General features: G+C 44.8%; 9 protein-coding genes. 8 read left to right on the forward strand and 1 reads right to left on the reverse strand.

The annotated features are described in order from the left end of the window. Positions 1-59: 59 nt before the first annotated feature. Positions 60-2,276: a PhoX family protein gene (locus JMX96_RS07775; protein WP_201568418.1), complete on the forward strand. Its 2,217-nt coding sequence runs from the start codon at positions 60-62 to the stop codon at positions 2,274-2,276. Positions 2,277-2,512: 236 nt separating this feature from the next. Then, positions 2,513-4,006, forward strand: coding sequence for an alpha/beta fold hydrolase (locus tag JMX96_RS07780; RefSeq protein WP_201568419.1), 1,494 nt, complete (start codon positions 2,513-2,515; stop codon positions 4,004-4,006). A 94-nt stretch (positions 4,007-4,100) separates the two neighbouring features. Here the strand turns inward: JMX96_RS07780 and JMX96_RS07785 are convergent, their stop codons facing one another. Next, on the reverse strand, positions 4,101-5,081 hold the full coding sequence (locus JMX96_RS07785) for an Hsp33 family molecular chaperone HslO (RefSeq protein WP_201568420.1): 981 nt from the start codon (positions 5,079-5,081) through the stop codon (positions 4,101-4,103). Positions 5,082-5,457: 376 nt separating this feature from the next. Between JMX96_RS07785 and JMX96_RS07790 the strand changes: the two genes are divergently transcribed. The 6 genes from JMX96_RS07790 to JMX96_RS07815 all read left to right on the forward strand — a co-directional run bounded on the left by JMX96_RS07790 (position 5,458) and on the right by JMX96_RS07815 (position 11,228). Beyond that, a complete protein-coding gene (locus JMX96_RS07790; RefSeq protein WP_180958124.1) occupies positions 5,458-6,432 on the forward strand; it encodes a glutamate/aspartate ABC transporter substrate-binding protein in 975 nt (324 codons plus the stop codon). Between the two features lie 97 nt (positions 6,433-6,529). Next, positions 6,530-7,276, forward strand: a complete 747-nt coding sequence (locus JMX96_RS07795; RefSeq protein WP_201568421.1) for an amino acid ABC transporter permease — start codon at positions 6,530-6,532, stop codon at positions 7,274-7,276. After that, positions 7,273-7,941: an ABC transporter permease subunit gene (locus JMX96_RS07800; protein ID WP_201568422.1), complete on the forward strand. Its 669-nt coding sequence runs from the start codon at positions 7,273-7,275 to the stop codon at positions 7,939-7,941. The genes JMX96_RS07795 and JMX96_RS07800 overlap by 4 nt, the downstream gene beginning before the upstream one ends. 190 nt (positions 7,942-8,131) lie before the next feature. After that, on the forward strand, positions 8,132-8,863 hold the full coding sequence (locus JMX96_RS07805; RefSeq protein ID WP_057762314.1) for an amino acid ABC transporter ATP-binding protein: 732 nt from the start codon (positions 8,132-8,134) through the stop codon (positions 8,861-8,863). Between the two features lie 403 nt (positions 8,864-9,266). Next, positions 9,267-9,875, forward strand: a complete 609-nt coding sequence (locus JMX96_RS07810; protein ID WP_201568423.1) for a DJ-1/PfpI family protein — start codon at positions 9,267-9,269, stop codon at positions 9,873-9,875. Positions 9,876-9,974: 99 nt separating this feature from the next. Next, the gene (locus JMX96_RS07815; RefSeq protein ID WP_191114695.1) at positions 9,975-11,228 is read left to right on the forward strand and encodes an FAD-dependent oxidoreductase; all 1,254 of its coding nucleotides are present in this window, start codon (positions 9,975-9,977) and stop codon (positions 11,226-11,228) included. Positions 11,229-11,354 lie beyond the last annotated feature (126 nt).

An 11,354-nucleotide genomic window follows, 5' to 3' on the forward strand; every position in this document is an offset into this window, starting at 1 on the left:
TAATTATAAAGCCGCGATCAACTCTCTGCCAATCTAGCCTAATAGCAAGGTGACTGATAATGACATTATTGAACAATGAGCGAACGCTTGCCCACGAAGTGGTTGAAGACTCAAATCCTACTAATAATACTGACTTTCAGACGATTATCAATCGTCGATTGAACCGCCGTAGTATCCTAAAAGGTGGCACAGGGTTGACGGCTGCTGCGTTTTTTGGCGCATTACCTTTGGTCGGTTGTAGTGAAGACGATGATAACAGTATTGTTGGTAATGACGATAATGCCGCTATCCCTGCACAAGGTGATTTGAAGCGTCCTAATACCTTAAAGTTTGAGGCAGTCGCGCATTCAACAGCGGATACGATGACCGTAGCAGCAGGTTACAAGGCAGAGATGATATTACCGCTTGGTACACCGCTGAACTCTGGTATCGAGGATTGGAAAGACAATCGCGAGCAATCAGCAGAGTCATTTGAATGGCGTATGGGTGACAACCATGATGGGATGTGGTTCTTTGGCAAAAACGGTAACGCTTACGATGCTAAAGCGTCAGAAAATAGCTTGCTAGTCATGAACCATGAATACGTTAATAGCAGTGAGCTTAGCCCATTTGGCTATTACGTCACTCAAGATAACGATGCTGCGCCTATTTTTCAAAACCGTCGTCTCGCGAGCGACGTCCGCCGTGAAGTCAACTGTCATGGCGTCTCGGTGGTTGAGTTAACTCGCCGTGCAGATGGTATGGGTTATGAGATGGTACCTGATTCTAAATACAATCGCCGTATCACCAGTAGTACAACAGCACAATTGGCTGGCCCTGTGGCAGGCTCTGCTCTGGTCAAGACCAAGTTTGATCCGACAGGCTATCAGACTCGCGGTATCAATAACAATTGCGGCGCAGGTCTGTCACCGTGGGGTACTTATCTGACTACCGAAGAGAACTTCTTGGGTGTGTTTGCCCGTGGACAGGATGCTAGTCAATTGAGCGCTGGTGATAACTATGCGCGCGAGCGCTACGGTGCGGTGGAGGACTTCCCAGGATGGGAGTATCTATGGCATACCCCAGAGGCAAAGGATGCTAAAATAGCAGACGAGTTCTCACGCTGGGATATGACCGCAGTCGGTGCCAGTGCTGCGGAAGATTATCGCTACGGCTTTAACACCTTCGGTTATATTACTGAAATTGACCCATTTGACCAAAACTCTATACCGCAGAAACGCACTGCACTGGGCCGATTCGCTCATGAAAACTGCGCGTATGCTCCTGTCGAGCAAGGTAAGCCAGTAGTTTTCTACATGGGTGATGACGCCCGAGGTGAGTACATTTATAAGTTTGTCTCCAAAGCGATGTGGTCAAACTCGGACATCGGCGGCGGACTAAAAGCAGGTGACAAATATCTGAATGACGGCACGCTATATGTGGCGGTATTTAACGAAGATGGTAGCGGTGAGTGGAAAGCCCTTGTCCACGGTCAAAACGGACTGGATGCTTTTAATAGTGTACTGCCATTCAATGGACAAGATGAAGTATTGATCTTCGCCCGTGCCGCTGCCGATGCTGCTGGTGCTACTAAGATGGATCGACCTGAATGGGTATCGGTCAGTCCTATGACGGGCGATGTCTATGTGACATTGACCAATAATAAATATCGCGGCGTACGTGACGATCAGCCTGTCTCAGCTTCCAATCCGCGTAGCTATCAGTCAAGCGGAAAAGCACTTGGTAATGACAATGGTCACATTATTCGCTGGGCAGAAGCAGGCGGTGACCATGCCGCAACGAGCTTTGAATGGGATATTTATCTGTTTGGTGCGCCAAGTGACTTATCAGCAGAAAACCTTTCTCAATTAAATGATAATAATGACTTTTCTTCACCTGATGGGCTATATTTTGACCCGCGCGGTGTCTTATGGATTCAGACAGATGACGGCGCTTATACCGATACCAGTAGCTGTATGTTGCTTGCGGCTCTGCCGGGTAAGGTCAGTGATGGCTCGATGACGACCACATCGGCAGGGCAGTCAACCCGAGTCGGCACATCTGCTAGCAATGACAATATCAAACGATTCTTTGTCGGTCCTGAAGGATGCGAAGTAACAGGTATCACCATGGCGCCAGATTTCAAAACGCTGTTTATCAATATTCAGCATCCTGGCAACACATGGGGCGCTGTCGCTGGTGGTAGTATACCTCGTTCAGCGACTGTGATGATTACTCGCGAGGATGGTGATGTCATACTGGCAGAGTCATTTGATACGGCTGATAGCACGACATAGATAGATAAGCTATAGGCGAATAATAGAAACAACTAAAATGCTCACAACCATAAAAATCCCAAGTTAAGACTTGGGATTTTTTATTATTATATTGATTTGATGGCTAACGAGACCGTCTATCAGTAATCTGGCTCTGCTAGTCGTCATCCCGATCTAAAGTCAAACCATTCACTTCTCTTTGCTGCAGTTACAGGATAATATAGACCATTACTTTTCTCGCTGAATGTGCAAATATTATGAGCAGTCCAAATGTGTTTTATAACGACGGTGTTAGTGACAGCGACGCTCAAAACGATAGCAGCTATACTCGTACTCATCATGAGCTCGATGCGCATTTTGTCCCAGATGCGAGTGTACCGCTACACAGTCATCTATATGAGCAAATCGACCAACTCGAAGCCATCGATATGGATGAGCTGGTCAAGCTACTGGCAGATTCGGATGACAGCGATGAAATCAACAAAACACCTGTGTCTTTGGCTAATTTTTTTGAAGGATTGGCCCAGCTCGCTACCATGGGTGTGGTTGAGATTACAGAAATCGTAGAAGCCATTCATCGTGAAGTTATTCTGCGTCCGCTAGGCCGCTTCAATGACAAACATTTAAATAAATGGTCGCGCGGATTTACTGGACGTATATATGGCACGATACGTCATGTGATGCAAATGGTCGGTAATAATCTAGCGTCTGTACTACGCATATACAAAAACCTGATTCTCCAAAAGTCAGTGCAGCCACTACCGGACTCACTAAAAAAACTGGTCAATGTGCTCAATGGTGTCATAGGTGATCATTTGGTCAACAACCAAAATGCGCTCGCCATTCCGATGATGCTATACACTCAAGACGGCAAACCACAGAATGAAGTGCTATCAGGCCGTATCGTTATTTTGTGCCATGGTCTATGTATGAGTCATTTAAGCTGGCAAGCACAAGCAGGTAATGATTTAGGCGAGGCCATTCATGTTAGCCAGCCTGATACCACGGTGCTGTATTTGGATTACAATACAGGTCGCCGTATCTCACGTAGCGGTCGCAAGTTCTCTCAATTACTACAAGCGCTGGTCGATGACAATCCAAATATCAGTCAGATAGATCTGGTCGGACATAGTATGGGTGGTTTGGTCTCTCGCAGTGCACTGTTTTATGGCGAGCAAGACCGCCTAGATTGGATAAAACGCGTGGGCAATCTCATCACGCTAGGTTCGCCGCATCATGGGGCAGTGCTTGAGCGTATCGGTAATTATGTACAAGACATCATTGCCAAGCTGCCGTTTGCAGGCTCACTGGCTAAGCTCGGGGATATGCGCAGTGCCGGTATTATCGATCTGCGTCATGGCAGTATTCGGGATGCAGATTGGAAAGCATTAGAAGGACGTAGCGTGTTGCCACAAGACTTTCGCCATCCTGCACGGTTGCCAAGTGGTATCAAGACTTACTTTGTCGCCAGTGCTTTGCTTGAGACGCATTATGATTCTAAGGTAACGGATCTGCTAGGAGACAGTTTGGTATCGGTGGCTTCAGCCTTAGGTGAAGATGACGCTGAGCATGCTTTGTTTGTGCCAGATGGTCATAAAGCAGTGTTTTATGGCGTCAATCATATGAACTTAATTCATAGTAGACGAGTACGCGAACAGGTTGTTGAATGGCTACTTGATAATGGTCGAAGTGACTATGCGGGACGTCCGCGCATACACTCTTATCCCAGAAGTTTAGATGTAGCGGTGTAGTGATTTAATGATAAATACAAAAACCCCTCAAGCATCATGCTTGAGGGGTTTTTATATTTCTACAAAGGCTGATTTATAGCAAATAAGAAAAAACTTACTCAGCAAATATTGCTGCTACATCATCTTTATTGAACTTATAGACTTCACCGCAGAATCCACAATCCATCTCAAATGTACCGCCTTGCTCTTCGACGATATCTAATGCTTCTGCTTCACCGATTTGTTCGATTGCCATTTCACACTTCTCGCGTGAGCAAGTGCAACCAAATGACAGAGGGGCAGGCTCAGGGGCCACGATGTTTTCTTCGTGATACAAGCGATAAAGGATTTCGTTAGCATCCAGTGTCGTTAGCTCTTCTGCTTTTACCGTGCGCGTCAATACAGACAAGCGCGTCCATAAATCATCGTCGATACCTGCATCTTGGTTTTGCTCAACTTCAGACGTTTCTTCAGCAGTACGCGGTAGCATTTGTACCAAGATACCACCGGCTTGCAGGCCATCAGATGCCAAGTTAATCAATGTTGGAATCTGGGCTGATTGCTTTTGATAATGCGCTAAGCAGTCCGCTAGATTGTCATGGCTACGCTCAACGATACCTTGGTATGGCTCACCGCCATCAGGCTGAATGTTGATAAACAATACGCCTTGTCCCATCGCACCAAGCTCTGCAAAGGCTTCTTTGGCATGGGTCATATTGTCCCACGCTTGTACTTGCTCATCCGTCTCGCCTTTCCAACTAGCAAGCGCACGAATGATACCGTCTTGATCGCATTCTGCCATCGCCCAGTTTAGTAAGCTGTCACTGTCTGATGATTGCAACTGAATAGACAGGCGACCATTGATTTTGACCGTACTGATTAGCAAACTCGCTGCGGTCAGCATCTCACCCAATAAGCGTTTGATGGCTTCAGGGTAGGGCTTTTGTGCAATGGTGCTCGCGTAGCTGCGTGATAGGCGTACCACATCACCGCGCACGGGCGAGTCTTCAACAAAGAAACGTTGGCGAATGTCGTTGCTGCTATGGTTGCCAATAGTTTGGCTGTCCGTATTTGGGACTTGGATATCTTGAGTCATAAGTCATTTGTAGTATAGAGAAGTTGTTTGCTTTATGGGGATTACTGCCGATTTATCAATCTCACTTAGTAGACTGTTTTGACGATTATGAGTAGTAATTGTCAATAATGGGTTTAAAAAACCAAGCAGCTGTCTGTACAAAACTCTGAGTAGATAGCCGCTATAAGCCATCATCTTATAGTTAGAATATAAATATATTCATAAATATGTACTCTCTCAAAAAAAATTCACCCTCTACTGCAAATTTGTTGTACAGTAACATTAAGTTGCATTGTGATAAACAACAGCAACAACCGTACGGATGCGGGGCAGTCTGGTCAATCAGACCTATGTCGTCCAAGCACTCACTCAATCTTGCGATAAAAGGATGTATTTCATGACATACTCATTTTCCAAACCGTTGACTTTAGCTGCTGTTATGGCATTAGGCTTAGCGGGATGTAATAACAGCAGCCAGACCAGCACCGATGCGCCAGCAGATGATGCAGCGACGACAGAAACCACGACTAACGGTACGCTACAGAAAATCAAAGACTCTGGCACTATTGTCGTCGGTCACCGTGATTCCTCTATTCCTTTTTCTTATATCGCTGATGATCCTAATCAGCCGATTGGCTATGCGCACGACTTGGAAATGAAAGTGGTTGAAGCCGTTAAGCAAAAGCTAAACATGCCAGACCTTAACGTTCGCTATAACCTAATCACTTCGCAAACTCGTATCCCATTGGTACAAAACGGCACGGTAGATTTTGAGTGTGGTTCAACCACCAATAACGAAGAACGTCAAAAGCAAGTTGCATTCTCTAATGGTTTCTTTGAAATTGGTACGCGTCTGTTGACCAAAAAAGACTCTGGTATTCAAGATTTTGAAGACCTAAAAGGCAAAACCTTGGTAACGACAGCAGGTACGACTTCAGAGCGTTATATCCGTCAGTACAACGATGATAATAAAATGGATACCAATATCATCTCAGCAAAAGATCATGGCGAAGGCTTCCTAATGCTAGAAAATGGTCGCGCTGATGCCTTTATGATGGATGATGTATTGCTTGCAGGCGAAAAAGCCAAAGCAAAAAATCCTGATGAGTGGGTCATCGTCGGTACGCCGCAATCGTTTGAAATCTATGGTTGTATGATGCGTAAAGATGATCCTGAATTCAAAGCTGTGGTCGATGAAGCACTTGCTAATGTCTTTAGCTCAGGCGAAATCAATAGCATTTATGACAAGTGGTTCTTGAACCCAATCCCACCAAAGAACGTCAATCTAAACTTTGAGATGTCAGACAACTTAAAGGCCTTGATTGCCAATCCGCATGACAGCGCTCAGCCTAAAGAAGCAGCAGCGCAGTAACGCTCATTGTCCCTCAACATAGCTTGCCTATACGTTCAGATAGCCAGTAATTTTATTTGACGTATAGGCTTATCAATCGTTGCTCGGAGAGACAACCATGAATTATAGCTGGAACTGGGGTGTGCTCTTTGAGCAGACTGGTATTGGCAACGAGCTCTACATCCATTGGATGATCACTGGTCTTGGCTGGCTGCTATTGATTGGTAGTATCGCATGGGCTATCGCGATGGTCGTCGGTACTATCTTCGGTATCATGCGTACATTGCCCAACAATACCGCTCGTGCAATCGGTACGGCTTATGTGACATTTTTTCGTAATATTCCACTGCTTGTTCAACTGTTCTTTTGGTTTTATATCGCGCCTGGCTGGCTCACGCCGACGATACAAGAATGGTGGTATAAGGATTTGTCTCCGAATACCTCAGCCATGTTATCAGCCAGTATTGGTTTGGGCTTATTTACCGCTGCTCGTATTGTTGAACAGGTGCGGACAGGTATTGAGTCATTACCAGATGGACAGATTAATGCGGCCTATGCGTTAGGGTTTAGCATTCCACAAGTCTATAAAGAAGTACTGCTACCGCAGGCATTTCGTATTATCTTGCCACCGCTCAGCTCTGAGCTAACGAACTGTTTCAAAAACGCTTCTGTGGCCTCGCTTGTGGGGGTAATGGAGCTGATTAGCCAAACCAAAACCATCAGCGAATATACTCAAAATAGTATCGAGATATATACTTACGCGACGATTATTTACTTAGTTTTCAATTTATCCTTGATCGCTATTATGGGGTTGATTGAACGTAAATTGCGTGTGCCTGGGCTTATTGCGGGAGGTCAGAAATGAATATGACCGAATTGGCAACAGCCTATCCTGGTTTGATGGGTGGCATGCTTACCACTTTAAAAGTGCTGTTTTTGGCTATTTTAGGCGGTATCAGTTTAGGAACTGTACTGGCATTGATGCGCTTGTCAGGCATTAAATTGCTTGAAATTCCAGCAAAGCTATACGTCAATTACTTCCGCTCCGTACCGCTGCTACTGGTATTGCTATGGTTTTATTTTGCCGTACCGATGATTTATCTTTGGGTAGCGGGTAAGTACCTGCAGCTCGATGCTGCGTTTGCCTCTTGTGTGGTCGCCTTTATGATGTTTGAGGCCGCTTATTTCTCAGAAGTGGTGCGTGCTGGTATTCAATCGATTGGTAGCGGGCAGGTCAATGCGGCAAAAGCGCTTGGCATGACTTATGGGCAGACCATGCGTCTGGTCATTTTGCCACAAGCCTTTCGTAAGATGCTGCCATTGATTTTGCAGCAGTGTATTATCTTATTCCAAGATACGACACTGGTATTTGCGATTGGTTTGACCGACTTTTTCCGCGCAGCCTACGTTCGCGGTGAGCTAATGGGATTACTCACGCCGTATATCTTAGGTGCTGGTGCTGTCTATTTTGTGATTAGCTTAAGTGCTTCTATTGGTGTGCAACAATTACAAAAGCGTTTGCGGTTTTAATATAGTTATTTTGATACGCTTATCGCTTGCGCTTTTGAGTGTTGAGAGCTTGGATTGAGCGTTTGATTTACCTTTTTTAAATAATGATTATCGAAAATAATGTGGTTAGGAGCCAGTGATGAGCAATGCTGATACGTACTTAAATGCCTTTGGCGGGCTGGTTACCAATAGTGGTCATGCTAGTGATGAGATGGTCATTGAGATATCTAATGTCAGCAAATGGTATGGAGATTTTCAAGTACTGACTGACTGTACAGCGCATGTACATAAAGGTGATGTCGTTGTTGTTTGTGGTCCATCGGGCAGTGGTAAATCAACTTTGATTAAGACAGTGAATGGACTTGAGCCTTTTCAAAAGGGTGACATCATGGTCAATGGCATCTCTGTCGGTGACCCAAAGACTAATTTACCTAAGTTACGTAGCCGTGTCGGCATGGTGTTTCAGCATTTTGAGTTGTTTCCACATTTGACTATTATTGATAATTTGACTGTGGCACAAATCAAAGTGTTGGGTCGTAAAGAGTCTGAGGCCAAACAAAAAGCGATGGCCTATCTAGACCGTGTTGGTCTGACGGTACAAGCGGCGAAATATCCAGCGGAGCTCTCTGGTGGTCAGCAGCAGCGTGTTGCGATTGCACGAGCGTTAGCCATGGATCCCGTCGCAATGCTGTTTGATGAGCCAACCTCCGCGCTTGATCCTGAGATGATTCAGGAGGTGCTAGATGTGATGGTCGAGCTGACTCGTGATGGTATGACCATGATGTGTGTGACGCATGAGATGGGCTTTGCCAGTCAGGTAGCCAATCGTATCATCTTTATGGATGAAGGGCATATCGTAGAAAACTGTAGTAAGGATGAGTTTTTTGAAGGCGCGAAAAGTGACCGTGCGCAGATGTTCTTGTCGAAGATTTTAAATCATTAAATACACTTTGATTTACGATTGTTTATAGCAGTATTTCTAAGATAAAGACATGTTCTAAAGCTTACTTTTCTTTCCACTGCTAATAATTATACAAAGCGCCCTATTAAAGACGGTTAAACGCTATCTTTAATAGGGCGCTTTGTATTTAGCCTTTTTTGTATAGTTATTTGAAAAACGATTTGGGGCTTATGATATCTACACACAAGGAATTCAAAGAAGAGATCTTTGAGACTATAAAGCCGCTGAAAATAGAGCGGGAATAGTCGCCGAATTAGAGAAATCGCAAACGGCAAAAGCAAATGAAATGTCTCATCTGATTAATCAAACAAATTTGAAAAGATAGTAATCATAATATAGATAAATTTAATTTTATTTAACGTTATTAACTGAATTAGGATTGAATATGACGCTAAAACGAACCGTCGGCATACTACTGTTCAATGAAGTAGAAGTATTGGATTTTGCAGGGCCTTTTGAGGTGTTTTCGTTGGCTGAAAATGCTGCCAGTTCTAGTGATGATAAGCACTTTAAGGTTATCACTATTGCCGAGAACCAAGCAACGATATCCGCTAGGAATGGTCTGCAAGTCATTCCTGACTATAGTTTTGCCAAGCATCCAGACATTGATGTCTTAATCATCCCTGGTGGTTACGGTGCCGAAAAAACAGAAATATATAATAAGGTGGTAATTGACTGGATTATCACTCAAGCAAGTTTGGCAGAGCTGACGCTTTCAGTGTGTACAGGAGCGTTGCTGTTGGCTAAGGCAGGTTTGCTAGCTGGTAAGTCAGCAACCACGCACTGGATGGACTTGGATAATTTAGCATCCTATCCTGATATCGATGTGATCTCGCATACGCGTTTTGTAGATGCCAGTGATGATACTGGTAATATCGTCACATCAGCGGGGATAAGTGCAGGCATCCATGCAAGTCTATACTGTATAGAAAAATTAATAGATAGTGAAACCATGCGTGCAACAGCACATCGCATGGAATTCGATATTGACTAAGTGAATTGTTAGATAGGTGAGTGAATGGCTGTTTACTGATACAATAGCGGTCAATATTTTTGATAATTAAAATAATTCATAAACCATATTGGAGTTTATATGAGCGTAGAAAACCTATCTGTAGCATCGAGCACAGCAGCAAAAAAAGGTGTGGTTATTATTGGTGCAGGACTGGCAGGCTGGCATGTCATTGATGCCATTCGTGCCAAAGACACAGAGGTTCCAATCACATTAATCACGGCTGATAGTGGCGACCGTTATCACAAGCCGATGTTGACGATGGCAATCAGCCAAAACAAACGAGCATCAGACTTAGTACGGGCATCTGGTAGCGAAGCGGCGAACACAGCAGAAGTGACGTTGTTAGCCAATACGCAAGTGACAGATATTGATCCAGTGAGCCAAACCGTACAGGTGCGCTCTACTACGCAGTCAGATGATACACTGACGACTATCGGCTATGAGAAAATGGTGCTAGCGATGGGTGCTCATCCTATCTTCCCTAAAAGTCTGCCGCAAGATTTGGTTTGGCATGTCAATCATATCGAGCGTTTTAGTCAGCTACAAGAAAAGCTAGCAGCAGGTAGTCAGCATGTTGCGATCGTTGGTGCTGGTATGGTGGGTACAGAAATCGCAGAAGACCTACTTAAAGCTGGTCATAAAGTAACGCTCATTGATTTAAATGATGCACCGCTTTCGCAGATGCTACCAGCAAAAGCAACAGCACGTATCGCCAAAGCAATCGAGTCGCAGGGTATTCAATTCTTAGGTGGTTATCAAGTATCAGCTGTCGCTCGTGTTAGTGACGATGATAATAATGACAGCGAAGATGGCGAGAAACTACAAGTAGACTATGCACCGTTATCATCGGATGCAGACAATACTGATACTCAGTCGCTCGAACCACTGATTGTAGATCATGTGATTGCCAGTACAGGTCTGACAGTCGATGAGCAATTACCTGCGGCGGCTGGTGTGGAGTTCGATCGCCGTACGGGTATTGTGGTGGATGCAGCGACGTTGCGTACCAATGCAGCGAATATCTATGCCATCGGCGACTGTATGTCTATCAATGGGGTGGCTTGTCGTTATGTTGCGCCATTACGCGCGCAGGCTGCGACTATCGCTGATGATATCTTAGGTCACGAGCACAGCGGTTATGATCATAAGCCGCCGATGATTCGCCTTAAGAACAAAGCCATCTCTGTGATGGTGACGGGCGTACCGCAAGCAGCGGGCAATTGGCAAGTGAAGACTGAAAGTGATGATGAGCTAATCATGGATTTGATCGATGATAATGAAGCCGTTAGCGCAACGGTAACGATTAAGGCGCCTGCAGTTCCTAAAGCATAACGATTGCAATACCGTTTTTTGAAAAACTAATAAAAGCATATCATTTATAAGTGATTTCCTTTATTAGATGCTTTCCAGAAAATTCAGTTAAACGACAGTGTTGATGATCGAGCCAGCCCATTACTT

The organism is Psychrobacter sp. JCM 18900, from assembly GCF_904846625.1.
Taxonomy (GTDB): Bacteria; Pseudomonadota; Gammaproteobacteria; order Pseudomonadales; family Moraxellaceae; genus Psychrobacter.